Raw genomic sequence first — 26,547 nt, 5'->3', positions numbered from 1 at the left:
CTCTCATACTCCCAGAGATTTTGAACAGGTTCTTATCAATCTGCAAGGATTCAAAAAAAGCTGGGCAGCAAAATCAATAAGCGTCAGCAGATGTTAATTATCCCTCGATAAAAAACCTGTTTTACTTCTCTACTTTAACTTGTGTGGATGTAACAAAAATCAGTTCATTAAAAGTCCGGTTCAGGGTTTTGCTGGTGAAGTTGTGCATTTTCATATTCTCTACGAAGCGAATATGTTCCCCTTTCTCAACTTTGGTTGTCGGCGCTGCAATCCAGAATTTCTTGTCACCGTTTGCCAGCTCCATATAGGTATATCCCGCTGTATCGATAGATGAGACAACAATGCCCTCATCAGCAGGAAACGTTTCACCTCTGGCAGGTGCTTCTGCGTAAGCAGTAGAGATATTAAGGCTGATAAGTGAAGCCGACAAAATTACAGCAAATAGCGTTTTGAACATGTTTTTTCCTTTCCAAAGTTGAAAAATACGATTCTGGCCTATCAATCAGAACCGGAAGTTATATTGTGCATAGAACAAATCAGGTGAAACACCGGGACGCTGATTTTTAACAAATGTACCGGTAAAAAATTTTGAATAGCCCAACAAAATATCATGGTGACGACTGACATGGAAATTAACCACAAAATCTATTTCATCTCCGACATGGCTGCCTGATTGACCATTAATATCCCGTATAAATCCCATCCCTGCTGCGTTGTACAGATAGTCACGCTTGTTTGCCAGATAAAAACGGTGATACTGCCCGGTGAGTGATACCCATGGCTGCGGATTCATCGAAAACTGGGCATTGAAGTCATGGATATTCTGCCGCCCCACTTGATCCATATACCCGAAATAATAATGGCCAAACGGGAAAAGCTGGTTAAACGTATTGCTATGTCCATCACCTGGGTTTTTATCTCCCGAGGCAAAGTCATAGCGTAGCCAGAATTGAGGATTCATCGGCAAAGGCAAATGATAACCTGCCCCGGAAGCAATAGAAAAAGCGGAAATATCAAGATGGGAACGTCTCCCGAACTGATACATACCCTCCAGTTCGTAGAGGATGCGTTCATAATCACCCGCCCAGCGCGCGCCAATGGTATGCAGCACCGAATCACCTTGCAACACATTACCCTGGGTAATATTGGCAGGAGAAACAGCTCTGTTATCAATCAAATTCAAGTAATACAGATCAAGCACCTGGCCTGGAATTGCTTTATAAGTTCCCCACAAACCAACAAAGTTACGATCCTTATCCCAGTTATCGAACTGATTGGGCTCGGTCACCATTGGTCGCACCCAGAATGCATCCAAGTTGAATGTCGGATTTTGCCAGAATGTTTTTATCCCCTGGAATGTGCGACGGGTATTTGCCCAGTCTAGTGTTGATATCAACCGCTGCGATCCGTATAGCAGTTCCTGGCGCCCTACTCGCAGATAGGCCGGATCATCCATGAATTGCCCCAGTTTGACATCTGCAAACAGATTGAGCATATCAGTATGATTCTTGTCGATAGCAAGCGGCGGCAAATCCAGCCCCAGTGCGCGCGCATCCAGCATCTCGGCAAACAACCGGAAGCGATCCTGATACCAAAGATCAGCATGAAGCCGTGTTCGTAACAAATGATAATTATTGTTGGCTTTTGCTGGATTCAGGCGGCTGTCAGTTTCATGCATGTAGCGATACCAGAAGCTGCCACCGAAAGACAGTAGCCAGTCATCACCCAGATGAATACGTTTAACTGGATCAAAAAAATCCTTTTCATGATCTGGTTGTTCAAGATAGCGGAAATCAAAATCAAATGCCGGAGTTGTTGTCAGCGCTGCAGGTGGGTGAGGGTCAAACTGTGGTTTATCCTGTCTGTTGCCATCAAACCAGTCCAGTAATGAAAAATAGCCGGGGCCTGCTGGAGGCTTGCCAAAAATTCCAGAGCGAGGTGGTGGTGTTACCGGAGGGGCTTTAGACCAATCAATCTGATGATTTTCAGTAACGGAACGCTCGCTGGCAAACACCGGGCTGCTCCCGTTTATACAAATGAGGCAGGTGATGGTTACCTGCAGACCAGCTCTGATTGTATCTGATAGTTTATCTATAAATGATTCAGTCAATTTCTTAATCAAACTGTTCTGGCTAAGGCTGAGGTCAGTAGCATCAGTTATATACATTCTGGAATAATTACTATGAGAAGGAGTGATTAAAAGTTTCAGGTTGATTATTCTTCGTATCGAGCTCTGAAACATCCGAAAAACTAATTTCCTGACAAATTTTACACATATTCATTTTGACACCGGGATAAAAAATTTCTCTTAGCCATATTTTTCTCAAACACACCCTCACACAACTATTAATGTGCCACATCGCTGAAGAAGAGGTAATCAGGCACTTGCACCGACTGCTACACTTGGTTTCCCAGAACGCCGGGGTTATCTCGAATTAGGTAGAATCTGCTTAAAACTGTCAATTATTTAATAAGGTTAATTTTATGACCAATACCAACCTTAATCGTCGCCGGTTCTTGCAATATGCCGCAGCTATACCCGGGTTTGCGTTTACAGAAAGCAATAAACTCAATAAAACACCCAATAGCGCATTCAAGGCCGACGTTGAAATTGCCCTGACAGCACAAATGACCGAGGTCTCAATCCTGCCGGGAGCAAATACCCGTGTTCTTAAATATACCGGAAAATTACTGAAAGGGCCTTCTGGTACGCTTAAAGAACTGCCCAGCTATCTGGGGCCTGTGCTCAATTTTGAACAAGGCCAGAAAGTCCGAATATTTTTTTACAATCAGATACCAGAGCCCTGCGTAACGCATTGGCACGGCATGCATGTACCGCAAATTATGGATGGACATCCGATGTATGCAATCAACCAGGGTGAGCAATATGTATATGAGTTTGAAGTGAAAAACCCGGCTGGTACTAACTGGTATCATTCTCATACACATGAAGTAACTGCTAGACAAGTGTATCAGGGTCTCGCCGGACTCATTACTATCACAGACGAGATTGAACGCAAACTGGATCTGCCAAGTGATGAATACGATATTCCGCTTATCATCCAGGATCGAACTTTTACATCCGGGAATCAATTGCATTACGCACTGAACATGCATCAGCGTATGCAGGGGTTTCTTGGCGATACCATCTTGGCAAATGGCCGGCGTAACCATGTTGTTCCCGTAAAAACGCGTGCCTACCGTCTTCGTATCCTGAATGGATCAAACTCCAGAATCTACAAACTGGGCTGGAGTGACGGCTCTCCGCTTACCATCATCGGTACAGATGGTGGATTACTGGAAAAACCGCAAACCTTCCCCTATATCATGCTTGCCCCAGCAGAACGGGTAGAGCTATGGGTTGATTTTAGCGGTCGCAAGCCTGGCTCTGAGCTGGCTCTGCAGACTTTATCCTACCAGGGATTTTCCATGCGCATGGGAGGTGGAATGGGCATGGGAAGTAATACGATGGACCAGGGAAACAAAGGTACCATCGTCAAATTTGCAATCACCAAACAAGTAAGTGATTCACCCAGATTGCCTGATACCCTGGTTCCCATACACCGTTTCACTGCGAAGGATGCTTCTAATCCGGATATCGTGGTGCCAATTGCCATTGGCATGCGTCGTATGACCTTCAATCTCAATGGCCGAACCTTTGACATGCTGGATTATACGAACCAAGAAAAAATACCAGTAAATACCGTGCAAAGAATCCGGATATCCAATATCAATCCGGGTATCGGAGGGGGTGGGGGCATGGGTGGCGGGATGCGCGGTGGTCGGGGAGGAGGAATGATGGGGATGATAATGGCGCAGCCGCACCCGATCCATCTTCATGGCCAGCAATTCCAGATTCTGTCACGCAAACCTGGCCATGCTGACAGTGCTTACGCTGCAATTAAGGATGGATTTATCAACAGTGGCTGGAAAGATACAGTGCTGGTGATGCCAGGAGAGGAAGTTGAAATCATCAAGCCATTTACGGACTATACCGGGCTATTTCTTTATCACTGTCATAACCTGGAACATGAAGATATGGGTATGATGCGCAATTTCTTTGTCAGCTGAATCCGGGTTGGTGTTGAGTACAGGCATACAATTTACCTGTGCCGTACTATACGAATACCATCCAACTACCGGCAGTCTTCAGATTCAGGAAGATCAGCGGGCAGAGCCAGTATCTGGCAAACGCGCCCTGATCCAGTCACGCCACTGAATGAACAAATCATGATCAAGCGCACCGATAACTGAACGACGCCAGGGATAGCTTGCCCAGTAATCATCCTCCTCCAGCGTACACCGATGGCCACCCGCCTCCTCCAGTATCAGGCAGCCAGCGGCATAATCCCAAGGTTTCTGGCCACCATGTAAATACAGATCAAAATACCCCGCTGCGGTATAACACCATTCCAGCGTGCAAGTGCCATAGTTTCTTTGTGAGGAATAAGGAGGTTTGGCAACAATTTCCACTGCCAGCTTGCGATTCAGCCGCTTGAAATCAACATTGGCAATCGCTTTGTTTAATGGAATTTTACGTCTGGAAAGAGGTAAGGCTTTGCCATTAAGAAAAGCACCCTTCCCCTGCTCAGCATAAAACATTTCATCTGTCGCCGGATTGTAGACAACGCCCAGCACACTTCTGCCCCCTCGCATCAGCGCCACAGAAACAGCAAAATAAGGCAAGCCATTCATGAAATTGGAAGTTCCATCAATTGGATCAATACTCCATATCCCCTCCTGGCCGGCTTCCCACTGTTCCAGTTGTTGCGATTCCGGCATTTCCTCGCCAATCATCGCCACAGGAGAAATTTCGTATAATCTCTCCAGTAAACTTCCTTGCGCAGCCAGATCCGCCTCGGTACAAAAACTGCCATCTGCTTTATAGATACGTTCAACTTGCAGATAACGCGGAATAATCTCCTTGTGTGCAACCTCCCTTACTGCCGTGATGACACGATCCAGCATGCTCAATCTGCTCGCCACTTGATTGAACAACCAATACTGGAAATCTGTTCTTCAGGCCCACTTCCGGTTTTCGCCACCTGAACCATTGCCTCGAACAAATCACGGCGTGCATCAGCAGGTGCTGCTTCCTTGCGGGAGGCATCCAGCCGACCACGATACTGCAGCTCCAGTTTATTGTTGAAGCCAAAAAAATCAGGCGTACAGACTGCTCCGTATGCTTTAGCAGTTTCCTGGGTTTCATCCATTACATAGGGGAACGGATAGGCATATTCCCGGGCAATTTTACCCATGCTCTCAAATGAATCCTCCGGATAATCTGCCGGATCGTTAGACATGATGGCAATTGTACCGATGCCATGCCCAGCAAGCTCTTTGACGTCTCGAATGATCCGGTCACGAACAGCTTTTACATAAGGGCAATGGTTGCATATAAACATGACCAATAACCCATTCTCACCCAGCACAGATGCCAGGTTGTAACGCTTACCGTCCACCCCGGGAAGATCAAAATCTATCGCCTTCCAGCCAAAATCACAAACCGGTGTTTCAAGACTTGCCATCTAGCCACTCCTTTTTCATTAATCAATTTCATTCTTACCTATACTATCATAAAAATATTTTGTTACTTTTTCTCTCAAGATATCAATTCTTTTTTATATGACAGCACGCTTTTTTCATACTCTCCCTATTCATCCCGATGCCAAACAGGTTACGCTAAACAACGATACCAGTCATCACGCAGTTCAGGTACTCCGATTAAAACAGGGAGATCCGGTGATCCTGTTCGATGGTACAGGAGGTGAATTTTCCGGTTGCCTTGTACAAGTCAGAAAATCTGCTTGTGTCGTTAAAATCGAACAGCACCTGCCAGTTGAGCGTGAATCCCCCTTAATGCTTACGCTGGCACAAGCTGTCTGTACCAATGAAAAAATGGACTGGATCATTCAGAAAGCTGTTGAACAAGGCGTCATTTATATACAACCTTTGATTACTAACCGTACACTCATCCGACTCACAGGAGAACGTGCCGATAAACGCTGGCAACACTGGCAAAAAATCATTATTTCTGCCTGTGAACAATGTGGACGGAACAGAATTCCCCAGCTGTTACCACTTATGTCCCTATCTCATTGGTTAGAACAGAAACTGTTGCAAAAACAGGAAAATAGTAATCTATCCGGGCGCGATATAATACTCTCCCCTGTCGCTCGTCTGCGTTTGGCCGAGTTGTCTCCTCCCGAATCCGGGGAGTGCATTACATTACTGACAGGCCCGGAGGGAGGATTTACTGAAGAAGAAACCGACGCCATGCTTCACGCCGGATTTATACCTATCTGCCTGGGCACTCGTATTCTGCGCACCGAAACCGCTGCATTGGCAGCCATTGCCGCCGCCCAGGTGCTCTGGGGTGATTATTAATAGTGCTTCTACCTTGATCAGCCATGCAATCGGACATCGAATTTGTTACCTGGTTTCGCTCCGTTACTCCGCATATCCACACCAGTCGTGGAAAAATCTTCGTTATCGCTTTTGGTGGTGAAGTCGTTGTGAATGGAAAATTTGTCGAGCTGGTGCAGGATTTTAACCTGCTTGCCAGTCTCGGCATCCAGCTCGTATTGGTGCATGGCGCGCGACCGCAAATTGAATCCAGATTACAGGCTGATCAGCAGGAAATAAGTTACGTACAAGGTATGCGTGTTACCGATGTCACTACACTGCAATATGTGAAAGAAGCGGTCGGTAAAGTCCGGGTTGAAATCGAGGCTCTGCTGTCGATGGGGCTGCCTAATTCGCCTATGGCCAATGCCGCCATACGGGTAGCCAGCGGAAATTTCGTAACTGCTCGCCCGATCGGTGTTTTGGAAGGGGTGGACCTGCAATACACTGGAGAAGTACGCCGTATCAATGCCGCAGCCATCCTCGATCAACTTAAACAAGGGGTTGTCGTGCTGCTCTCACCTCTGGGCTATTCACCAACGGGAGAAATTTTTAATCTGACAGTAGAAAATACTGCCGCTGAAGTCGCCATTGCCCTGAGAGCCGACAAGCTGATTTTTCTGGTAGATACGCCCGGCATCCAGCAACAAACAGAATCAGGTAATACGTTATTGCAAGAACTTACTGTCAGGCAGGGTAAAGCGCTACTTGCGGCAATGGATACTGCAGCAGATCAACCAAATGAAGATATCCGCCTCTATCTGCCATGGGCATTGCATGCCTGCGAACAGGGAGTGGAACGTGTTCATCTTATCAGTCGTCATGCTGATGGCGCTCTGTTACTTGAGTTGTTCACGCACGGTGGCATTGGCAGCATGATCACACGTGACCCACTACAAATTATCCGTCAGGCTGATATCAAGGACATTGGTGCCATACTGCAGTTAATCGAACCACTGGAAAATACGGGTATTCTGGTGAGGCGTGGCCGGGAATTACTGGAAATGGAAATTGAACGTTTTACAGTGATTGAACATGACAACGTGATCATTGCCTGTGCAGCACTCTACCCTTTCCCGGATGACAAAGCATGCGAACTGGCCTGCGTCGCAGTACATCCTGCATATCGCAAAGCGGGAATGGGTCGGATACTGATTGATCACCTGGAAGAACAAGCCAGAAAACAAGGCTACCGCCATATATTTGTCCTCACTACCCGTACCGCTCACTGGTTTGTAGAGCGTGGTTTCTCGGAAACCACCCCTGACCAGCTTCCACAGTCAAAGCAGCATCTCTACAACTATCAGCGCCGCTCAAAGGTTTTCGTCAAATCAATCTGAAACCTGATCGCCCACTCTGCCTATTGTTCTTTATCGCTGAGGAACACAAATCTGGAATCATGCAAAATCAGCTTTGAGGATTATCTTCTTGAGGCTCATCTTCATCCGGTATTCGGTAGGAATCTGTAGCCCACAATCCTAAATCAAGTAATTTACATCGCTCAGAACAGAACGGACGATACTTGCTTGATTTTTCCCAGACAACGACTTCACCACATTGGGGACAGTTTACGGTTGGAGATTTACCTGGTCGCCTTTCCATTCAATCACACCACTACTCATAAACTGCAGAAAGTCAATTCAAAAGGAACATCTTCTTCACACACTTCTGTCTTGTGATCCGAGCGCCAGGGAATAAATCGTATATTGAGCGCATATTTATTGGCACTGATCTCCGGGATGCAGGAAATTTCATCACTGATATGCAGGCACAAAAGATGTGCCTGATGCTCTGAACCAGCCTGCTGGAATACTCCTTTAGCAGCAATGTAACAAAATTTTGTTCCGCTGTTTCTCAATATATTCAGTATGATATTGATCCCGCTACGGATAGAAGTAAGAGGTGTAATCCAGTTCTGGAGATCTGCCCTGCGGGCATCTGGAGCCATATTCAGCCAGTAATGATAGGCGGGCAAATCAAACTCGCACGCCCCTCCTGGAATGCTCATACGCTGCTTGACACTCATCAGCCATTCATCATCCCGCAAATGTCCGCCAATCCTGCCTGGTATATCAAGCAATCCACGGAAAGCAGCTCGAATATCCTGCAATATATGAATGAGTGCTTTTTCTGATACGCCCGGGTTATCTTGCAAACCTTCCAGCATGGTTCGTTGTTTATCCAATTCCTGCAGCAGATCCGACTTAAGATCAGATCTGCTGGTAACATCAAGAATTTCAAACAATGCAACCAGAGCAGCATGATGTTCGAAAGAGGTATCCCTAGCCGAAAAAAAATCAATTTTGTCGAACAAATCCTCCAGTCTCAGTAACATGCGGATTCGTTCGTTCAGGGGTAATTCGTAACAGATCACAGTAAGTAAGATGACGTAGGAACGTTAAAGCATAGCAGAAAACTGCAGTTACATGCATCTTACCAGAATCGTTCAGAAGCTGTGTTTGTCAACAAGCGCAAGATATTTCTGATGTAGCATTCGTACCTGTTGCCGCAGGTGCTGATTGTCGGAGTCGTTGATAATCACATCATCAGCCAGAGCAAGGCGTTCGTCACGTGAGCACTGTGCGGCCATCACTTTACGTACTTCCTGTTCCTTCAGCTTGCTACGCTGCATGGTACGGGAAATTTGCAGGGATTCTGGACAATCAACCACCAGCACACGATCAATCAGCTCAGGATAATCTTCAGCCTCCAGTAACAAAGGCACGACCAGAATGCCGTAACTGGATTGAATCAGCGGGAGACGTCGCCTGCTTTCCTGATAGATCAGCGGGTGAAGTATGGCTTCGAGCTTACGCCGCGCCACTTCATCAGAGAATACGAGCTCGCGCATAGCCACTCGATTCAGTGAACCATCCTCCAGTATAAAATGGTCACCAAACACGACACGAATTCCCTGAATCGCACTACCACCTGGGCGAATTAGTTCATGCGCCAAGTGATCAGTATCAATAATTTCAATACCCAGCTCCTGGAACAGATCAGCCACACTGGTCTTGCCACTGCCGATTCCACCCGTTAGCCCGATAATGAATCCCATACGTCAAAACATGGCCAGGTATGCCTGATTGATCTGACTGCCCCAGAACAAAGCAATTAATCCTCCTCCTGCCAGATAAGGACCAAAGGGAAGTGTTGTACCTTTTGAACGATTAGCGGCCAGGATCAGGATGGTACCAATAGCAGCCCCCATCACAGAAGAAAGCAAGATTACCAGTGGCAGTAATTGCCAACCCAACCAGGCACCGACTGCAGCCAGCAACTTGAAATCACCATACCCCATGCCTTCCTTACCGGTAATCAGTTTGAACAGCCAGTACACACTCCAGAGTGTCAGGTAACCTGCAACCGCACCGATAACAGCTGAATGGATATCTACAAAACCATTATGCAGATTCACGATCAGGCCTGCCCATAACAGCGGCTGTGTAATACTATCTGGTAAAAGCTGGGTATTCAGATCAATAAATGTCAAAATAATCATTGCCCAAATAAAAATCAGCGCAGCAAGTAAAATCCCACTAAAACCAAAATGCCACGCAGCAAAACCGCTTAGAATAGCTGTCAGAGCCTCAACCAGTGGATAATCAAATGGAATACGAGCCTGGCAACTTGAACAGTGTCCGCGCAAAAGAAGGTAGCTGATAATCGGAATATTTTCGAGGACGGAAATTTTATGACCACACTGTGAACAACCGGAGCCTGGTATAGCCAGGTTATACGCCGGCAGTACTTTTACCTGCTCCCCACGCAACTCAGCACATTGTTGCATCCATTCACGTTTTAACATCACGGGCAACCTGTAAATCACTACATTCAGGAAACTTCCCAGAATCAGGCCAATAAGCGAGATAAATGAAATAAAAAAAGCTGGTGAAGCTTGCAGGGTATTAAAAATATTCATGCACTGCCTGTCCTGATTCAGTCGTGAAAATGGCACTATCTGGTTATCCGACCACCTGCCCCATTTTAAAAATAGGCAGATACATGGCGACCACCATTCCGCCAATGAGCGTCCCTAGCACCACCATGATGAGCGGCTCCATCAGACTGGAAAGTGCCTCCACCGCATCATCCACTTCTGCCTCAAAGAAATCTGCAATTTTGCTGAGCATTGCATCAAGCGAACCTGATTCCTCGCCTATGGAAACCATCTGCAGCACCATTGAAGGAAAAACATTGGTTGCCATCATCGCATCCACCAGACTGCTGCCGGTACTGACTTCGTTCTGGATATTTTTTGTTGCCTCATAATACACTTGGTTTCCGGCTGCGCCGGCAACAGAATTAAGTGCCTCAACCAAAGGAACACCGGCAGCAAACATAGTTGAAAGTGTCCGCGACCAACGGGCGATCGTAGCTTTACGGATCACCTCTCCAAAAATTGGTAACCTCAGAGCCAATCGATCCATGACATGCTGCATTGCGGCAGAACGCTTCCAGGCATAAAAAAATACATAAAGCCCCCCACCGATTCCTCCAAAAATTGCCCACCAGTATGCTACAAAAAAGTCAGAAATAGTCATGACCATCAGGGTTGGGGCGGGTAGATCAGCACCAAATCCCTGGAAAAGCTCCTTGAAAGCCGGGATTACGAATATCATGATTACTGCGGTAATGATGAAAGCAACCACAATGATTGAAACAGGATAAAACAATGCCGATTTTATTTTCCCCTTGATCGCCTGAATCTTTTCCTTATAGGTAGCCAACCTGTCAAGCAGGTTATCCAGGATACCGGCAGCTTCCCCCGCTGCCACCAGGTTACAAAACAGGGAGTCAAAATAAAGTGGATGTTTTTTGAATGCATTAGCCAGACTGCTACCTGTTTCCACTTCTGATTTGATATCCATCAGTAGTTTCCCGACTGCACGATTACTGTGTCCCTTGCCTACAATATCAAAGGCTTGCAACAAAGGCACTCCCGATTTCATCATCGTTGCAAGCTGGCGTGTAAACAACGTAATATCCTTATCGGTAATTTTTCCACCCGCCCTGGCCTTGGTGATTTTTGTTACTCTGATACCCTGTTTGCGTAGTGTAGAAGTCACTACAACAGTGCCAGCCGCACGCATTTCGCCTTTAATCGCCCTTCCGGTTTTATCTTTTCCTTCCCATATAAAATTGAATTCTTTGACTTTCTTTTCTGATGTCGCGATCGTTACCATGCCAATTTCCTTTTATCTTGCTGATCTGGATCATAGTTACTACGGCAGAAAGTTCAGGATTATTTAACTGGTATTTTTTCTATCTCTGCCAGACAGGCTCCCACAGTCGGGTAACGTAACCGGACTTGCAATTCGCGTTTGATACGATCATTGGTTAAACGCCTTGATTCCAGCATGAAAGATAATAGGCTTGGAGAGAGTGTCTCTTTGGCTTCCTGACGGGTAATTTTTCTTGTACCGGGAAAATTAAAATGATTCGCTACCAGATCAAAATATTCTCCCATTTTCAAACAGGAATCATCACTCGCATGATAGATTCTGCCCGATTTACCAAAACGCAGAGCAGCCACAATAATGCGTGCCAGATCATCAGCATGAATATGATTCGTATAACTATCTTCAGCTGGCAACAAAGCGGGGGTACCCTGGCGCAAACGCTCCAGCGGAAGTCGATTGTGCGCATAAATTCCTGGTACGCGCAAAATAGATACTCGCACCCCATTACGCATCCCCCAATTTCTGATTTGCCGTTCTGCATCTAGCCGCCGATAGGCACGATCATTTCTCGGATTTACCGGGTAACTTTCATTAACCCGGTTACCACTGCAGTCCCCGTAAACCCCGCTGGTACTGATATAGATCAGCTGTTGTGGTAGTATTCTTTTTTTTGTGTTTGATTGCCGCCGGGAAAGTGCAGACAACAAGTGTAATGTACGCGTATCACGCTTGCCCTGACCTGGAGGCGGGGCAAGATGCAAGACTGAATGAGCAGCAACTCCCGCCATTCTTTCAAGACTTGCAGGCTGATCCAGATCACCCGCTATTGGCGTGATACCCAATGTGCGTAAATGATCGAAATTTTCAACTCTGCGACATAAACCAAACAGTTGATAGCACTGTCCGAGCAGGTTGGCCACTCTTGAAGCGATATCACCGCATCCCACAATTAGCAACTTATTTTTCATAACCAATATTTTTGTTAGCTATATCTCCCCAATGGAGTCTTACCGTATCACTTTCAGGCCAAGTGGCCGTATCATCACGACCGAACCAACCGAGACGATCCTTGAAGCAGCTTTGCGCCATGGGCTGTCTTTACCTTACGGCTGCCGTAACGGATCATGCGGCACATGCAAGGGAAAAATTATACAAGGGATTGTTGATTATGGCGCTTATAGCGAAGAAGTGCTGACGGAACAGGAAAAAGAACAGCATCTGGCACTTTTTTGTTGCGCCAGGCCCCTTTCTGATCTGGAAATTGAATGTCAGGAAATCGAAGCAGTCAAGGATATCAGGGTTCGTACCATGCCCTGCCGGGTACATAAACTGGAACATGTGGCATCCGACGTCATGATTATTTATCTGAAATTGCCTGCAAATGAACGGTTACAATTTTTGCCGGGGCAGTACATCGACATCCTGATGAAGGATGGTCAGCGTCGCAGCTTCTCTCTGGCTAATGCCCCTGGGAATGATGAATTTCTACAGTTACACACACGCAATTATGCCGGTGGAGTATTTTCTGAATATGTCTTTTCTCACATGAAGGAAAAAGATATTCTTCGGTTTGAAGGGCCTTTGGGATCATTCTTTCTTCATGACACCCCTAAAAATGATACTCCCATTATCTTTCTGGCAGGAGGCACCGGCTTTGCTCCTGTTAAAAGCATGCTGGAATATCTCTTTTATACGGAGAATACCCGCTTCAAGCATAACAAAATAAAACTATACTGGGGAGCCCGCACTCGGGATGGTCTTTACCTGAATGATCTGGCTAAAAAATGGGAAGAAGAAAACAAGAACTTCAGTTATATCCCGGTATTATCTGAACCACTTTTAACTGATAACTGGCAAGGAAAAAACGGCCTGGTACATCAGGCCGTTATGGAAGACATGGACACATTGTCGGATTGCCAGGTTTATGCCTGTGGCGCTCCTGCCATGGTAAAGGCTGCCTTCGACAACTTTACCAGTCAGCGGAATTTACAAGAGGAGAATTTTTTCTCTGATGCCTTCATCCCCTCAAAACCGGCAGTAACTTGACACAAATCAAGCCGAGCTGATCTGCTTGAGTGCAAAGTCTAGTCCCTTGCGATAATGTTCGCTTGCTGCCTCTTGCTTACCCAATTTCTCAAATAACTGAGCCAATGCAAGATGTGCCGGATATCCTGGATCAATTGATAAACTTGCTTCAAGGTAGTTTTGCGCTTTACCCCATAACTCCCCGTAAGTACAAAGCCGTCCCAGCGCCAGCAATAAATCAGCATTGTTCGGATACTTCACGAGCCAGCTTTCTGCCCGTTGTATTTGCCAGCTGACTATACCGCTTTGACAATCTGCATATAATGCAACCAGCTCTGGATAGAGCCCGGCATCCAAACCATTTTCAATAATTTTTTGTGCAGCAGCATTATCTCCTTGAGCCATTAACGCGCGAGCTGCTGCTACTGCAATCCTGCCATCAGTTTTTTCCTGCCATGGCAAGGTTCCCCAGTATTTCTTCAGTAAAACAATATCTTTTGTGTTCTTTTTAATATTTTCCAAGTGTGCCTGGTGCCGTAATTCATCCACATGTGCTCTATCAACAGATGAGCGATTTGACAACACTTCAGTTAATTCCAGCACAGCATCCCAGTTTCCAGCCATCTGTTGGGCTTTTAGCTCCAGTAAAAGTACCGCAGTACTTTGCAGACCACCGAATGAATAAATTGATTGTAAAGCTGTCAACGCATCATGATAACGCCCTTCATCCAGAAACAATTCTGCTTCGGTAATCAACGTCAGTACTCTGCCCACAGGAGCCTGTTCCCTGGCAGCAGTCAGTAAATGATCACGTCGTAAATAATTCCTCTGCTGATGAGCCGATCGGGCTGCAACAACGGCATTCAAAACCTTAGTCGTTTGTGTATCAGCAAGCTTGAAGGCCTTTTCTGAAAATTCCATTGCCTGATCGTAACGCGCTTCAAAAAATGCCCTCACACCAGACCATGTCAGCTGCTCGGCTTTTTTAGCCCGTATCCGCCTGTTTATACCGGACAATCCGGATAGGATCCGCAGGAGCATATAAAACACGGTAAAAACTGACAGCACCATTATGATGAACGTGTTGAACGCAAGCTCAATCTTATAAGGAGGTACGGTAAATAAAACCGAACCCGTGTTGTAGTACGCAGCCAATACGATAGCTGTCGCTGATGCGAATAATGCCAGTACCCATAACACCAGTTTCATTCACCCTCTCCTTTCAGCATGAGTTGATCGTGATACACAATTTCCAAGATTTCTCCCAAATTCGGTAACTGTGATCCGATGTTAATACTGGCCAATCTTTCCAGCTCCCCCAGAGCATCTCTAACTGACTGAGCCTCTGTATTAAAATACTGCTGCACCCAATCTATTGCCGTTTTCACAGCAGTGCGAAAATTGCCTTCATCTCGGATTAATAAGGCAAGGCGTGCCTGCATCAATTGCAGTCTGATATTTTCTTTTAGAAGATGAATCTGGGAAGGCGATAATAATGATGTTCCCGAGTCATTTATTTTTTCAATTTTGATCAACCGGCTGAGATCTTTTTCGATTTCAAGCAGATAACGATGCCATAACCGTGGCTCGGATGTATCTTGTTTCTCCGGCAAATCAATCTCTATCAGACTGGCGTCCATCATCAAAGGAAGATCATCAATCCGTGTAGCAAGCTCCGTAATATCCCGGTTAATCCTCTGGACATCCACAGTAGCCAGCACTTCAAGCTGCGCAATATCCCCTGCCAATGCCTCATTTAATTTTGATGACCCAGGGATTTCATCGGATTGCAGCAGTTCTTGCGCATATTTTAGTGAGTCAAGTGCAGAACGCACATCACCCGTCATCCGCAGATAACGATCAGCCGAAACAATAAGACGTTCGATCGCACCCAGCATCCAGGCACCCGTATGAGTACTGTCACCGTCAGACAGCTTGCCAACTTCAACAGGCGATTCACGGGTAACCAGCAATCTTTCTTCCAGATGATTTAAGCGCTGCTCGATTTCTGTTTTTTCAAGCTCAAGCTCGGTAAGCATTGTGCGTGAACGGCTGCTAAAAACATCGGCATCAGCCAGATATGTTGCCAGGGAATGCTCCATTGCGGAGATGTACCCTTGTTTTTCAGCCCATTTCCACAGCATGGCAGTCACTGCAATTAACAAGATCATCAGTATGAAAACAGCCAAGCGGCGAGCTGATCCGGAAGTCGAAATCTGCATGTATTTATTCATATGATCGGATGCTATCAGTGTGACTGTATTTTTTCGAAGTACTCCAACAAACCTTGCACAGTCCCTTCATCTCCGAGAGGAGTGCGGTATATCTTCCTGATACCCAGCTCTCTTGCCTTGCACTCAATCCGGTCATGTGCCGTAAACACGGCGGTAGCTCTGAGCAATTGTTGGCCTGTTTTACCGATCATGTCAAATAAATTATCCAGACCTTCGCTGCTGCTGATGACTACTGCCTGGATCCCGTTATCATGCCAGTACTTCAGCAACGGCAAGGGATCAACCTCCGGCCGGTGGCGACGATAGCATTCAACATAGTCAACACTGGCGCCACGATCACGTAGCGTATCCCCAAGCAATTTCCGCCCGCCATTACCGCGAAAAATTATGATGCGCTTACCCTGCATGATCTGCAGTTGTGGCACGCGCAACAAGGCTTCGCTATCAGAACCATCTTCTGGAACAATGACAGCGGGAATACCATGGTGTTCGAGCGCCCGGGCACTCCCCTTTCCCACGGTTGCAACACGTACATGCTCAGGCCAGCGGCGCTCTGCATGAACCAGCGGCATAACTCTTTCCACCGCATTCGGGCTGACAAAAACAGCCAGATCAAAATCATCAAGCCGCGCAATCATATCCAGTAACGGCTGCTTGTTTTCGCTATCAGAAATCTCCAGCACGGGGAACAACCATGGCTCTCCGCCCAACCCCTTGATTCGTGCAGCCAGATTACCCGCCTGATGCAAAGGGCGGGTAATCAGAATACTTTTACCGGCTAACCGATCAAGTGCCAATATCTGCCCCGATCACATCTCAGGCCAGGGCGGCAAGAATCTCTTCCGCACCGTGCGTTTTCAGGTTTTGCGCCAGTTGCTCGCCCACCCGTTCTCCTGATTCCGGCTTGCCACATAATTTATCTGCGATTATTTTTGATCCGTCAGGGGTGGCCACAAAACCACGCAGCGTCAATACCCCTTCAAAAATTTCAGCAAAGCCACCCAGCGGTACTTGGCAGCTGCCCCCCAACACACGGCTCATAGCACGCTCTGCCTCCACACAATAAGCAGTTGTGGCATGGTGTAGCGGCTTCATCCATTCCACCATATCAGGATCATTATCGCGACACTCGATACCCAACGCACCCTGTCCAACCGCCGGAAGACTCAGCTCGGGTGGTATCAGCATGCTGATGCGATATCCCAGCTCCAGCCGTTTCAGTCCAGCTGCAGCCAGAATGATTGCACTGTATTCCCCCTCGTCGAGCTTTCGCAGTCGCGTTTGCACGTTACCACGCAACGGACGCACTTGCAGATGCGGGAAGCGCGCCCGTAACTGGGATTCTCGCCGCAAACTGGAAGTCCCTACCACGCTTCCGGTGGGCAATTCTTCCAGGCTGGTAAAATCATTGGAAACAAATGCATCACGCGGATCTTCCCGTTCTGTGATGGCGGCCAGCCTGAATCCAGACGGAACAATCATCGGCACATCTTTCATAGAATGTACTGCGATGTCCGCACGGCCGTCTTCCAGAGCCAGTTCAAGCTCTTTGATAAAAAGCCCCTTGCCACCAATTTTTGACAAGGAAACATCCAGAATCTGATCTCCCTTAGTCGTCATGCCAAGTATGGTGATATCAGTTTGCGGGTATAATTCAAGCAGACGACTTCGAATGAAATTTGCCTGCCATAAAGCAAGCTGGCTCTCGCGTGACGCAATAACAATTTTTTCAGGACTAGACATAATAAGAATCTGATTTTGAAGCAATGCCGCCATTCTAGCACGGGCGACCCCGGTCCGGATGATGGCAAATAACTGCATTTTATCCCGGTGACCCGAGCCCATGATTACAGGAGACACACAACAATGAGTTTGAATACCCTAGCAAATATTGTTCCCGAAAAAGACACATCCCTCGAAAAAGACCATCCACTACGGGAAGACATTCGCTTGCTGGGGCGCATGCTGGGCGACACGATACGAGAGCTGGAAGGAGAGCCAATGTTTGATCTGGTAGAAACCATTCGTCAGACTGCTGTGCGCTTTCGCCGCGAACAGGATGAAGAGGCAGGAAAAGAGCTGGACACCATACTCAATCATCTCAGCCACAAGGAAACTACAGCTGTTGTCCGGGCATTCAGCTATTTTTCGCTACTTTCGAACATCGCCGAAGATCTACATCATAACCGCCGTCGCCGCGCTCATTTGCGTGCAGGCTCACCGCCCCAGGATGGCAGCGTTACGTTAGCTCTAGAACGTGTGGTGGCAAAAGGAATTAATACGCAACAACTGGAGAATTTCTTTGCCGAGGCACTCATCTCCCCAGTATTAACAGCTCACCCTACTGAAGTACAGCGGCGCAGCATTCTGGATTATCAACTAAAGATACAACGTCTGCTCAAGGAACGGGATCGCACCCAACTCACTCCCAATGAACTGCGCCACAATGAAGAAGATTTACGTTCCGCTATCCAAACACTGTGGCAAACCCGGGTGCTGCGCTCAGTCAGGCTGACAGTACAAGACGAAATTGAAAACGGCCTGATCTATTACCACTACACCTTTCTCAAGCAGATTCCTTATATCTACGCCAAGATTGAAGATATTCTGGAGCGTCACATGGACAAGGCGGCGCCATGTATTGCCTCATTTTTACGGATTGGCAGCTGGATTGGGGGAGATCGAGATGGAAATCCCTTTGTCACCCACCAAATTATGTTACATGCCGCCGAACGGCATTCCGCATTGATACTTGATTATTATATTGAGGAAGTAGAAAAAATCGGCCAGGCCATGAGTCTGACTGAACGCCTGATCAAAGTAACCAGCGAGTTGGAGGGGCTGGCTTCGACTGCGCCCGGCTTGCCAGCCAGCAGGATCGATGAACCGTATCGGCGCGTCTTTCTCGGCATGCACACGCGTTTGATTGCAACCAGCAGGTACTTAAGCCCTCACGTTGGCCGGCAATACCAGGAAAATACGGCAGAACCGTATGCTGACAGCGCCGAGTTCGTACATGATCTTGATATCGTTATTCGTTCCTTGAAACAACACCAATCAAACAAGCTGGCTCAAGGTGCCATACGAGACCTGCGCCGTGCGGTAGATGTATTTGGATTTCACCTCGCATCACTGGATATGCGTCAGCACAGCAAAATCCACGAACAGGTTGTGTCTGAATTATATGAAAAAAACGCTCAGGACAACCGCAACTATCCTGATTTGACTCGAGCGGAACGTGCTGAATGGCTTCTGGCCGAACTCAAGCGTTCACATCCACTGGTCTCATCCTTGTCTGATTATTCTGATATCACACAGGGTGAGTTGCGAATCTTGAGAATGGCCGCCGAAATCCAGCGTCGCTTTGGCCATGTCGCGCTGCCTAACTATATTATTTCCATGGCAACCGGGGTCATCCACATACTAGAAGCAGCATTGTTGCTGAAAGAAGCCGGGCTACTACAGTTTGGCGAAGCTGCACGATCGACTGTAAACATCATCCCGTTGTTTGAAACAATCGATGATCTGCGCGGTTGCGCCAATGTCATGGAAGAACTGTTTTCACTGCCCGAGTATCGTAAAATGTTGCGATCCAGGAGTAACTTGCAAGAAGTTATGCTGGGTTATTCAGACAGCAACAAGGATGGCGGATTTGTTACCTCCAACTGGGAAATACACAAAGCCGAAATCGAACTCACCAAGGTATTTAACCGTCATGGAGTACGGCTGCGCCTATTTCATGGGCGCGGTGGCACGGTGGGACGCGGCGGCGGTCCCAGCTATCAAGGAATACTTGCACAGCCTCCTGGCAGCGTCAACGGCCAGATCAGATTGACCGAGCAGGGAGAAGTCATTGCCAGCAAATATACAGATCCTGAAATCGGGCGGCGTAATCTTGAAACGCTAGTGGCTGCCACCATTGAATCCACCTTGCTTGATCGTGATGCTATCCACTGCCACACACCACAGTGCTATCAGATTATGGAAGAACTGTCTGCCAGCGCATATGCAGCCTATCGCGACCTGGTCTATAAAACACCTAATTTCACACAGTTTTTTCAGGAATCCACACCCATCCGTGAAATTGCCGGCTTGCATATCGGCAGCCGCCCGACTTCACGTAAACCTTCCAATAAAATAGAGGATCTGCGTACCATCCCCTGGGTTTTCAGCTGGAGCCTGAACCGCACTATGATTCCTGGCTGGTATGGATTCGGTACCGCTGTCGAGAATTTTGTGCAACAGGCCGGAAATACGCAGGACGTATTAATACAGATGCAAAAAATGTACCGAACCTGGCCATTCTTTCAAACCTTGCTTTCCAATATGGATATGGTGTTGGCCAAGAGTGATCTGGGCATTGCCTCACGCTACGCAGAACTGGTTACTGATTCTGAATTACGCCAGTATGTTTTCACTGCCATCCGGACAGAATGGGAACTTTGTGTGAAATGGCTGTTTGCCATCACCGGGCATACCGAACTTCTACAGGACAATCCCACGCTGGCGCGCAGCATCCGGATCCGCACGCCCTATATCGATCCGATGAATCATCTTCAGGTCGAACTCCTTCGCCGCTATCGCTCAGGGGATGATGATGATGCGATCCGGCGTGCAATTCATCTGACCATCAACGGCGTGGCCACCGGGTTAAGAAACAGCGGTTAGTATTTTCGAAATACCTTATTCAATCAGCTATTGTGAATTAAAGTACTGTGCCTTACAGTAATAACAACTACGATCTAGGGAAAGATGCTGGTAAGTAGTCGTTTTCAGATCGTATACTCAGCACCTCATGTATATTTAACGAAAAAAATTGAAGACTACGATTAAAGGTTTATCTCTGATTTCGGTTTATCTCCGAATCTAACTTTTGATGCTGAAAAAATTATGAAAACAGAGAGCCCTCAACTGGAAAACACCATGTCTATCGCAGAAAGGGCTCGCTCTTTCATAAATCGCCTTGCTCGACTCAAGCCCACCAGGCTGCTAATCTTTACCGTAGTTTTTCTATCTTGCCTGTTACTTTCTCTCGGTGCCGTTTTTTTACAACCCGCGATTTACCAGAGTTACGCCACCTTGCTGACAGTCGCCAAAACAGCGATTGATCAAGCAAGCAGGGAAGCAGATATTCAGCATGTCACCATTCAAAAGCAGGTTCTCCTTGGCCCAGAGCTATTAACTGAAACAGCAAGCCGTCTGCGCGAAGGAAGTGACACTGAAGCAGGCATTGATCTGACACCCGCAACCATTCGCGACATGCTGGATGTTCGGCCAATAACCGATACTAATCTAGTCGAAATGGTTGCCGAAGGAAGCGATCCTGCGCTGCTCCCACGCCTGATCAATACCTGGATTGATGTCTATCTGGATGCACGGGCAGAAGAAGTTGCCCGATCCAAAGGCTCAACAATACAAATGATGCAGGAAGAACTGGCTGCGCTAACTGCAAAAATTGAACAAAAAAGACTTGAGCTTGAGCAGTTTAGAAAACATAACAAAATTATTACAACCGAACGGCAGGATAATGAAGCACTAGCGCGTCTCAAGGGCCTGACCGACTCGTTGAACAAAGCCAGTGAAGAAGAAGTCAAGGCAAAAGCACGACTCGACGCTATCAGAAAGTCGATTGAACTAGGACAGGTTGTCGTACCCACTGAAGATACCCGCACGCTAAGTGCACTCGAAAAACGCGCCCAGGAATTACGGGAACAACTGGAAGAGCTTGACCGGCAATATACCCGCGAGTATATGGCCTTAACCCCTTCCCTCAAGGTTATCCCGGACAAATTGCGGGTATTAGATGATGAAATTCAGCATATCCGCCATAAAGGGCAATCTGTAGTCATCAGTGAAGCCGAACAGAACTATGCTGCTGCTCTACAAGCTACTCGTTCAATACAAGAGCAACTGGACCAGCACAGACAAAAAGCAGCCGAGTTTACTGCTCGCTTCACCGAACATGATGCATTGAAATCTGATCTGGAAGAGCTAGAGCAGCTCTATCGGGACACACAATCAAGACTGGCTCAGATTGAAGCGCAACACACCGGGAGATATCCCTATGTTGATATTATCGAACGAGCTTTTTTACCCCATCACCCAATCAGGCCGGATTATTTATGGAATGCCATGATTGCGACACTGCTATCCTTGCTAATGGGCTTGGCTGCTATCTGGATTTTTGAATTTCTGATGCACAAAGAACAGGAAAAACTAGCCATTCACCTGTCCGATATTCATCTTCACAATCAGAGTAATTTACCTCGCAGCGCTCTTGGCATACCGCCATCAACGCCCACCAATCTGCTTCGAGAACCTATACAGGCACTAGAGCACATCAAAATAGATGAATACACGCCCCGGCAAATTGACGAACTATTTCACGCGGCAAACGCCAAGGAAAAACAGCTGCTTATCTTTCTGCTAAGCGGCCTGACACCTGATGAGATCGCAAACCTGCAAAATGATGACGTTGATCTTGAAAACAACTTGCTCACAATTAGAAATGTATCCACCAGAACAATCCCTCTACACCCTGCCCTGGCTACACTCTACAGTAAACATGGCTGTTGCCTGACTGATCCCACCGGGAATCGGTTGGGTCGGGAAGATCTGGAAGCGTTGCTGACCTGTCTGCAAATTGATGCCGATCTGCTGATAACCAGCCGGATTTCTGCTGAAACACTGCGGCAGACCTATATTCTCTATCTGATCAGACAGGGAATGCGGCTGGCCGACCTCGAACCTGTTGTTGGTTATATCTCGCCGACAGAACTGTCAGAATACGGCGCTTATGCTCCACCGGGAGCCAAGCAGCCGATCGAAGCAATAAACTTATTTTATCCTCTTGAACAAAAACAGGATTTATAACTTTGAGTTTAATAGCGCATCAACCAGATTTTTTTCAATCAAACGATACTGATCATCATGATTGTGAAGGCTTAATAATCCGCTCCAGGCAGGGTTTTGTCTGAGTATATTAATAATTCCATGCCATCCATCAGGTGGATCACCACGCTCCGGTTGTTGATCCACCTGATCAATATGGCGAGCAGCATGGCCCCGGTTCATCAGCTTGTCCAGCAGCTGATGCTGACGCAGATACAGTAACTGTAACGTGTTGTCATCTACACACAACCATCGAGTCCCCTGAAACTTTGCCTGAATCTCCTTACCATAGCGTCTGAATGTAGACCAGCCAGTGCCTGCAATTGCGCCCAATATACTGGCAGTACCAAGACTCAATCCCCCGGTCATCAAATCGATTCCAGCTCCGGCAGCCGCACCTTTTAGCGCGGCACTGCCAATATCCAGCCCATAAGCCTTTAGTATGCCGGGGGCAAACAGATCAAGCTGCCAATATCCGTTTTGTACCGGTATCTTTTGCAGAGCGACATCCTTGTCTGTGAAATTAAACATCTTCAGCAAGTCGGTCAGGCAATTTTGCTCTGCCTGACGCACAAAATCCTGCAACCTTATCGCCGCCGAGGATGTATCCACTGAATTCCGATCATCATCGGTTGGCTCCCGATAACAGGCTGCGGTAATGATCAATCCGGCAATCCGTCTGGCGGCGGATATACAAAGCTGGTTCCATATTCGTGCACGGTGGTCAATCAGGCGTTGCAGACGGGTGTAGTGTATTTCCAACAGGCTTTGTATTTTCTGATACAAACGCTTTTCCGCCTCAAAAGCAAATGCAACAGTATCCAGCTCAAGTGAGGCATAGATGTTGAATGCCGCCAGTTTCTTTCTCCACAGATCAAGCTCGGCCCGATGCGCGGCAGTAAAGTTGAATATCGGAATGATGGGTTTTATTGCTTTGCCAAGTATCTCGATTTCGATGAGATATTTTTCAAGTACTGGCTCACGCACATCAATTACATACAGCAGGACATCGCTGCGCAATATCTGCCGAATAACCTTGGCTTCCTGCTCCAGTGGATCATTGAGGGAGGTGGTTAATACAAACTTCTCCAGCTGCTCATTCGGGGTTAAACGTTTATTCCTGGAAGCGATTATTTGCAGCTCGTCCTGCAGTGCGTACACATCCTCAATTCCGGGTGTGTCATGCAGATTCAGCACTGCTTCGCTGCCTGCAAAAATAGTCGCCCGTTCAACATGCCGAGTTGAGCCGGCAGCATCTTCAACCTTACCAAAGCTGGTACTGCGCAACAAGGTACGAATCAGTGAGGTTTTTCCTGTGTTAGTATGGCCAACAACAGCAATCTCCAGAAGTGGTGCGTCTTGTTCTACAGCCCTCCCGCTTGCTTTCATATCAAAATGGATCGTCATCAGGAAAGAACATGTTCGGCTGGAATTGTACTGGCTTGTGCCAACCGGAACCAGGCTTGTTTACGTGACTCCGTAATTGGAATAGCAGCATTATTTTGCAGTAAAACCAGCCAGATCTGGCCAGATGCCAATGCAGTCAGTTTTTTTATGATCCGTTGCACCCCGCGATCAGGCAGCCGATGCGCAGCCACACCAATGAGCAAGGAATATCTGGATTTCTTGATCATCTCTACCGCCCGCATAAGCGTTTCCTGATCTGCCACATTTTCCTGGCAAACCATTCCTTTCGGCCAGATGATGTGATTATCCAGCTCAATGCCGATCACCAATGCTTCCTCCGGCAAATGCCGATTGTGCCCCTTGCGGGCAACTTGCACCGGCTGCTCTTGTGCGACTCCCGGATCGCGATCGATCACACTCGCCATAAATTCATTTGCAATCAGGCTCTGCCGCAACGTGACGTAGTAGGGCAGGTATAAATCCAGCTTGTAACGATACTCCGATAATTTCAGCATTAAAAATGCGAACAAAGCCAGTATTATCCGAGGCAACACTCCATAAACAATCAGCGCTCCCACCAGAAATTTCGCCCAGGCGTTTCTGATCGAAGCATCTTGCATGCCTGCCCCAATCCGGCTGGCTGCGATCTGCTGACTGTCAGGAGAGGCCAGGCCGATCAATTCCATGGGGGCAGCCAGAAGCCGGGTAAGTTCAGGCAGACTGTTTTCTGGTAACAACGTTGTCCCCCAAACAAAATCGTACTGTTTTGCCAGCATCAACAGGATTAGTGTTCCCATCCCTGCAAGCAGATAAATCATCCAAAACTGGTGAGTCAGCAGGCTGATTCGCCACTTACCCACCTTGCCGAACAGACAGGTTTCCCACCAGGCGTGCGCAGCAAGCGTGCCAATGGAATCCTTCTCCTTTTTCTTGAGCTGGAGGAAGGGCAACCAGCGCGCCAATTGTGCAGCAATACCCGAACTTAACCCTTGAATACCCAGCGTAATCCCCGCACTCCACAGCAGCATCGAGAAAAAATTGAATCCGAGTAACACAACCAGCAGCCAATAAATATTCAGCGTCGAAGAATCACCGGTTGCATTAATCGCTGCCAGTCCGCCAAGAATTGTTGCCAGAACCAGAATGACTCTGCCCGCGCGCACAAACAGCTTCTCTGGCTGTTGGAGAATATCGTCCAGGTGATTATCGTGAATCAGATGATGGGCACGATTCAGAAGTCTTTCCAGAAAAGCTGCGTAACTGAAACCAGCAACAGGATACGATTCCATATTGGCAACACCCGCATAGGAAAGCGTCTTCGCCTGACCGGTTTCAATATGCCGCAGCTGCTCCAATCGAACCAGATCATTAAAATCATGGTTTTTAAAAGCCATTACTATTGATATATCAAAGCAGAAGAAATAAAAATCAGATTACCCCAGAATACCCGGACGGCGACCTGAAAACCCTGTCATCAGGCAGTACAAACTACCAATATATGGCAACAGGAAGCGGCTATCACATGGCAGATCGTAATACAAGCTTCCACCCGCAAAAACCCGGAAAACCGTACAATTCACACGCTACTGAACAAAACAGAATACCCGAAAGGGAACAGTGAAATCCGTTCATTTATTCCAGGAAGGATATTATTAATGAAACCCGTCGCAATTCTCAGGTTTTTCCCACTTGAAGGGCCCGGCTATTTTGCCACATTTCTTGATCAGCATCATATTCCCTGGCAGCTCATCTGCCTGGATAAAGGCATGCTTCCTCCGAATAATCCAAGGGGATACAGTGGTTTGGTATTAATGGGCGGGCCAATGAGCGTGCATGATGATCTTCCCTGGATCAACCTCGTATTATCACTCATCAGGCAGACAGTAGCCATTGATATCCCGGTGCTGGGCCATTGCCTGGGTGGGCAACTGTTATCAACCGCCCTCGGGGGTATCGTAACAAGTAACCCAGTTAAGGAAATTGGCTGGGGACAAGTGCATATTGAAGAAAGCACACCTATCGCACAGGATTGGTTTGGCAGCGATCTCTCAGAATTTGACGCCTTTCACTGGCACGGTGAAACCTTCAGCATACCGGCAAATGCTGTACGACTGCTATCCAGCCCTTATTGTCCTAATCAGGCTTTTGCACTGGGCATCCATCTGGGTATGCAGTGTCACATTGAAATGACAGCGGCGATGGTCAAAGCATGGTGCGAAGCGAATATTGATGAGCTGTTGCGTAACCATGGAAATCCCGCCGTCAGTAGTAGTGAGGAAATTCAGACGAACCTGGAGGAGCGCATTACTGCATTGCAATCAGTTGCAGATCGTCTGTACAAAAAATGGATAACTGCATTAAAAAATTGATGGCCGCAAGCAATACGGCCATCTATCAGGAGA

At 47.3% G+C, this 26,547-nt stretch carries 23 protein-coding genes; 7 read left to right on the top strand and 16 right to left on the bottom strand.

Features of this window, described 5'->3' with window-relative positions; translation table 11 throughout:
- Nucleotides 1–121 precede the first annotated feature (121 nt).
- Both C8R14_RS06525 and C8R14_RS06520 read right to left on the bottom strand, forming a co-directional pair.
- Nucleotides 122–457, bottom strand: coding sequence for a hypothetical protein (locus tag C8R14_RS06525; protein WP_011634133.1), 336 nt, complete (start codon nt 455–457; stop codon nt 122–124).
- Between the two features lie 45 nt (nt 458–502).
- Entirely contained in the window at nt 503–2,014 is a 1,512-nt protein-coding gene (locus C8R14_RS06520) for an alginate export family protein (RefSeq protein ID WP_242500219.1), read from the bottom strand.
- Between the two features lie 470 nt (nt 2,015–2,484).
- Between C8R14_RS06520 and C8R14_RS06515 the strand changes: the two genes are divergently transcribed.
- Nucleotides 2,485–4,071, top strand: coding sequence for a multicopper oxidase family protein (locus tag C8R14_RS06515; protein WP_011634131.1), 1,587 nt, complete (start codon nt 2,485–2,487; stop codon nt 4,069–4,071).
- Nucleotides 4,072–4,164: 93 nt separating this feature from the next.
- Here C8R14_RS06515 and C8R14_RS06510 read toward each other — a convergent pair whose 3' ends face one another.
- Both C8R14_RS06510 and C8R14_RS06505 read right to left on the bottom strand, forming a co-directional pair.
- The gene (locus C8R14_RS06510) at nt 4,165–4,968 is read right to left on the bottom strand and encodes an inositol monophosphatase family protein (RefSeq protein ID WP_011634130.1); all 804 of its coding nucleotides are present in this window, start codon (nt 4,966–4,968) and stop codon (nt 4,165–4,167) included.
- Between the two features lie 2 nt (nt 4,969–4,970).
- Complete coding sequence (locus C8R14_RS06505; RefSeq protein WP_011634129.1) at nt 4,971–5,528, bottom strand: thioredoxin family protein; 558 nt, start codon at nt 5,526–5,528, stop codon at nt 4,971–4,973.
- Between the two features lie 97 nt (nt 5,529–5,625).
- Here C8R14_RS06505 and C8R14_RS06500 point away from each other — a divergent pair, with 97 nt between their 5' ends.
- Both C8R14_RS06500 and argA read left to right on the top strand, forming a co-directional pair.
- A complete protein-coding gene (locus C8R14_RS06500; protein WP_011634128.1) occupies nt 5,626–6,387 on the top strand; it encodes a 16S rRNA (uracil(1498)-N(3))-methyltransferase in 762 nt (253 codons plus the stop codon).
- A gap of 23 nt (nt 6,388–6,410) precedes the next feature.
- Nucleotides 6,411–7,745 (top strand): amino-acid N-acetyltransferase, encoded by a 1,335-nt coding sequence (gene argA, locus C8R14_RS06495; protein ID WP_011634127.1) that lies wholly within the window; start codon nt 6,411–6,413, stop codon nt 7,743–7,745.
- A 67-nt stretch (nt 7,746–7,812) separates the two neighbouring features.
- Here the strand turns inward: argA and C8R14_RS06490 are convergent, their stop codons facing one another.
- The 6 genes from C8R14_RS06490 to C8R14_RS06465 all read right to left on the bottom strand — a co-directional run bounded on the left by C8R14_RS06490 (nt 7,813) and on the right by C8R14_RS06465 (nt 12,556).
- Nucleotides 7,813–8,007, bottom strand: coding sequence for a DNA gyrase inhibitor YacG (locus C8R14_RS06490; RefSeq protein ID WP_011634126.1), 195 nt, complete (start codon nt 8,005–8,007; stop codon nt 7,813–7,815).
- A 16-nt stretch (nt 8,008–8,023) separates the two neighbouring features.
- Nucleotides 8,024–8,779, bottom strand: coding sequence for a cell division protein ZapD (gene zapD, locus C8R14_RS06485; RefSeq protein ID WP_011634125.1), 756 nt, complete (start codon nt 8,777–8,779; stop codon nt 8,024–8,026).
- A 72-nt stretch (nt 8,780–8,851) separates the two neighbouring features.
- Nucleotides 8,852–9,463, bottom strand: a complete 612-nt coding sequence (coaE, locus tag C8R14_RS06480; protein WP_011634124.1) for a dephospho-CoA kinase — start codon at nt 9,461–9,463, stop codon at nt 8,852–8,854.
- Nucleotides 9,464–9,466: 3 nt separating this feature from the next.
- Entirely contained in the window at nt 9,467–10,327 is an 861-nt protein-coding gene (locus C8R14_RS06475) for a prepilin peptidase (RefSeq protein ID WP_011634123.1), read from the bottom strand.
- Nucleotides 10,328–10,370: 43 nt separating this feature from the next.
- Nucleotides 10,371–11,591, bottom strand: coding sequence for a type II secretion system F family protein (locus C8R14_RS06470; RefSeq protein WP_011634122.1), 1,221 nt, complete (start codon nt 11,589–11,591; stop codon nt 10,371–10,373).
- Between the two features lie 59 nt (nt 11,592–11,650).
- Entirely contained in the window at nt 11,651–12,556 is a 906-nt protein-coding gene (locus C8R14_RS06465; protein WP_011634121.1) for an SDR family oxidoreductase, read from the bottom strand.
- Between the two features lie 31 nt (nt 12,557–12,587).
- On the opposite strand from C8R14_RS06465, the gene C8R14_RS06460 reads away from it, so the two are divergent.
- Entirely contained in the window at nt 12,588–13,634 is a 1,047-nt protein-coding gene (locus tag C8R14_RS06460; protein WP_011634120.1) for a CDP-6-deoxy-delta-3,4-glucoseen reductase, read from the top strand.
- A gap of 6 nt (nt 13,635–13,640) precedes the next feature.
- On the opposite strand, the gene C8R14_RS06455 is transcribed toward C8R14_RS06460, so the two are convergent.
- Genes C8R14_RS06455 through hemC form a run of 4 tightly spaced genes read right to left on the bottom strand, consistent with a single transcriptional unit; the run spans nt 13,641 to nt 17,590 of the window.
- Nucleotides 13,641–14,822 (bottom strand): heme biosynthesis protein HemY, encoded by a 1,182-nt coding sequence (locus C8R14_RS06455; RefSeq protein WP_011634119.1) that lies wholly within the window; start codon nt 14,820–14,822, stop codon nt 13,641–13,643.
- Entirely contained in the window at nt 14,819–15,847 is a 1,029-nt protein-coding gene (locus C8R14_RS06450) for a uroporphyrinogen-III C-methyltransferase (RefSeq protein WP_011634118.1), read from the bottom strand. Before C8R14_RS06450 ends, C8R14_RS06455 begins: the two co-directional genes overlap by 4 nt.
- Before the next feature lie 14 nt (nt 15,848–15,861).
- Entirely contained in the window at nt 15,862–16,644 is a 783-nt protein-coding gene (locus C8R14_RS06445) for a uroporphyrinogen-III synthase (protein ID WP_011634117.1), read from the bottom strand.
- Between the two features lie 19 nt (nt 16,645–16,663).
- Nucleotides 16,664–17,590 (bottom strand): hydroxymethylbilane synthase, encoded by a 927-nt coding sequence (gene hemC / locus C8R14_RS06440; RefSeq protein WP_011634116.1) that lies wholly within the window; start codon nt 17,588–17,590, stop codon nt 16,664–16,666.
- 123 nt (nt 17,591–17,713) lie between these two features.
- Here hemC and ppc point away from each other — a divergent pair, with 123 nt between their 5' ends.
- Nucleotides 17,714–20,515, top strand: coding sequence for a phosphoenolpyruvate carboxylase (ppc, locus tag C8R14_RS06435; protein WP_011634115.1), 2,802 nt, complete (start codon nt 17,714–17,716; stop codon nt 20,513–20,515).
- 255 nt (nt 20,516–20,770) lie between these two features.
- A complete protein-coding gene (locus C8R14_RS06430; RefSeq protein WP_242500217.1) occupies nt 20,771–22,720 on the top strand; it encodes a GumC family protein in 1,950 nt (649 codons plus the stop codon).
- On the opposite strand, the gene C8R14_RS06425 is transcribed toward C8R14_RS06430, so the two are convergent.
- Nucleotides 22,715–24,145 (bottom strand): DUF3482 domain-containing protein, encoded by a 1,431-nt coding sequence (locus tag C8R14_RS06425; protein WP_011634113.1) that lies wholly within the window; start codon nt 24,143–24,145, stop codon nt 22,715–22,717. The genes C8R14_RS06430 and C8R14_RS06425 overlap by 6 nt on opposite strands.
- Entirely contained in the window at nt 24,145–25,539 is a 1,395-nt protein-coding gene (locus C8R14_RS06420; RefSeq protein WP_011634112.1) for a DUF2868 domain-containing protein, read from the bottom strand. Before C8R14_RS06420 ends, C8R14_RS06425 begins: the two co-directional genes overlap by 1 nt.
- 261 nt (nt 25,540–25,800) lie before the next feature.
- Here C8R14_RS06420 and C8R14_RS06415 point away from each other — a divergent pair, with 261 nt between their 5' ends.
- Nucleotides 25,801–26,514 carry a type 1 glutamine amidotransferase gene (locus C8R14_RS06415; protein WP_011634111.1) on the top strand — a complete coding sequence of 238 codons (714 nt, stop codon included), beginning with the start codon at nt 25,801–25,803 and terminating at the stop codon, nt 26,512–26,514.
- Nucleotides 26,515–26,547 lie beyond the last annotated feature (33 nt).

This window comes from Nitrosomonas eutropha (assembly GCF_003201195.1).
In the GTDB taxonomy this organism is placed as follows: Bacteria; Pseudomonadota; Gammaproteobacteria; order Burkholderiales; family Nitrosomonadaceae; genus Nitrosomonas; species Nitrosomonas eutropha.
Note: the sequence above shows the minus strand (reverse complement) of the source record. Positions and strands in the feature narration are given on the sequence as shown.

What these genes read in the sequence shown, in the direction of transcription:
- C8R14_RS06525 (WP_011634133.1), bottom strand. Translation starts at nt 457, where the DNA reads ATGTTCAAAACGCTATTTGCTGTAATTTTGTCGGCTTCACTTATCAGC.
- C8R14_RS06515 (WP_011634131.1), top strand. Translation starts at nt 2,485, where the DNA reads ATGACCAATACCAACCTTAATCGTCGCCGGTTCTTGCAATATGCCGCA.
- C8R14_RS06510 (WP_011634130.1), bottom strand. Translation starts at nt 4,968, where the DNA reads ATGCTGGATCGTGTCATCACGGCAGTAAGGGAGGTTGCACACAAGGAG.
- C8R14_RS06505 (WP_011634129.1), bottom strand. Translation starts at nt 5,528, where the DNA reads ATGGCAAGTCTTGAAACACCGGTTTGTGATTTTGGCTGGAAGGCGATA.
- C8R14_RS06500 (WP_011634128.1), top strand. Translation starts at nt 5,626, where the DNA reads ATGACAGCACGCTTTTTTCATACTCTCCCTATTCATCCCGATGCCAAA.
- argA (WP_011634127.1), top strand. Translation starts at nt 6,411, where the DNA reads ATGCAATCGGACATCGAATTTGTTACCTGGTTTCGCTCCGTTACTCCG.
- C8R14_RS06490 (WP_011634126.1), bottom strand. Translation starts at nt 8,007, where the DNA reads ATGGAAAGGCGACCAGGTAAATCTCCAACCGTAAACTGTCCCCAATGT.
- coaE (WP_011634124.1), bottom strand. Translation starts at nt 9,463, where the DNA reads ATGGGATTCATTATCGGGCTAACGGGTGGAATCGGCAGTGGCAAGACC.
- C8R14_RS06475 (WP_011634123.1), bottom strand. Translation starts at nt 10,327, where the DNA reads ATGAATATTTTTAATACCCTGCAAGCTTCACCAGCTTTTTTTATTTCA.
- C8R14_RS06470 (WP_011634122.1), bottom strand. Translation starts at nt 11,591, where the DNA reads ATGGTAACGATCGCGACATCAGAAAAGAAAGTCAAAGAATTCAATTTT.
- C8R14_RS06465 (WP_011634121.1), bottom strand. Translation starts at nt 12,556, where the DNA reads ATGAAAAATAAGTTGCTAATTGTGGGATGCGGTGATATCGCTTCAAGA.
- C8R14_RS06460 (WP_011634120.1), top strand. Translation starts at nt 12,588, where the DNA reads ATGGAGTCTTACCGTATCACTTTCAGGCCAAGTGGCCGTATCATCACG.
- C8R14_RS06455 (WP_011634119.1), bottom strand. Translation starts at nt 14,822, where the DNA reads ATGAAACTGGTGTTATGGGTACTGGCATTATTCGCATCAGCGACAGCT.
- C8R14_RS06450 (WP_011634118.1), bottom strand. Translation starts at nt 15,847, where the DNA reads ATGAATAAATACATGCAGATTTCGACTTCCGGATCAGCTCGCCGCTTG.
- hemC (WP_011634116.1), bottom strand. Translation starts at nt 17,590, where the DNA reads ATGTCTAGTCCTGAAAAAATTGTTATTGCGTCACGCGAGAGCCAGCTT.
- ppc (WP_011634115.1), top strand. Translation starts at nt 17,714, where the DNA reads ATGAGTTTGAATACCCTAGCAAATATTGTTCCCGAAAAAGACACATCC.
- C8R14_RS06430 (WP_242500217.1), top strand. Translation starts at nt 20,771, where the DNA reads ATGTCTATCGCAGAAAGGGCTCGCTCTTTCATAAATCGCCTTGCTCGA.
- C8R14_RS06425 (WP_011634113.1), bottom strand. Translation starts at nt 24,145, where the DNA reads ATGACGATCCATTTTGATATGAAAGCAAGCGGGAGGGCTGTAGAACAA.
- C8R14_RS06420 (WP_011634112.1), bottom strand. Translation starts at nt 25,539, where the DNA reads ATGGCTTTTAAAAACCATGATTTTAATGATCTGGTTCGATTGGAGCAG.
- C8R14_RS06415 (WP_011634111.1), top strand. Translation starts at nt 25,801, where the DNA reads ATGAAACCCGTCGCAATTCTCAGGTTTTTCCCACTTGAAGGGCCCGGC.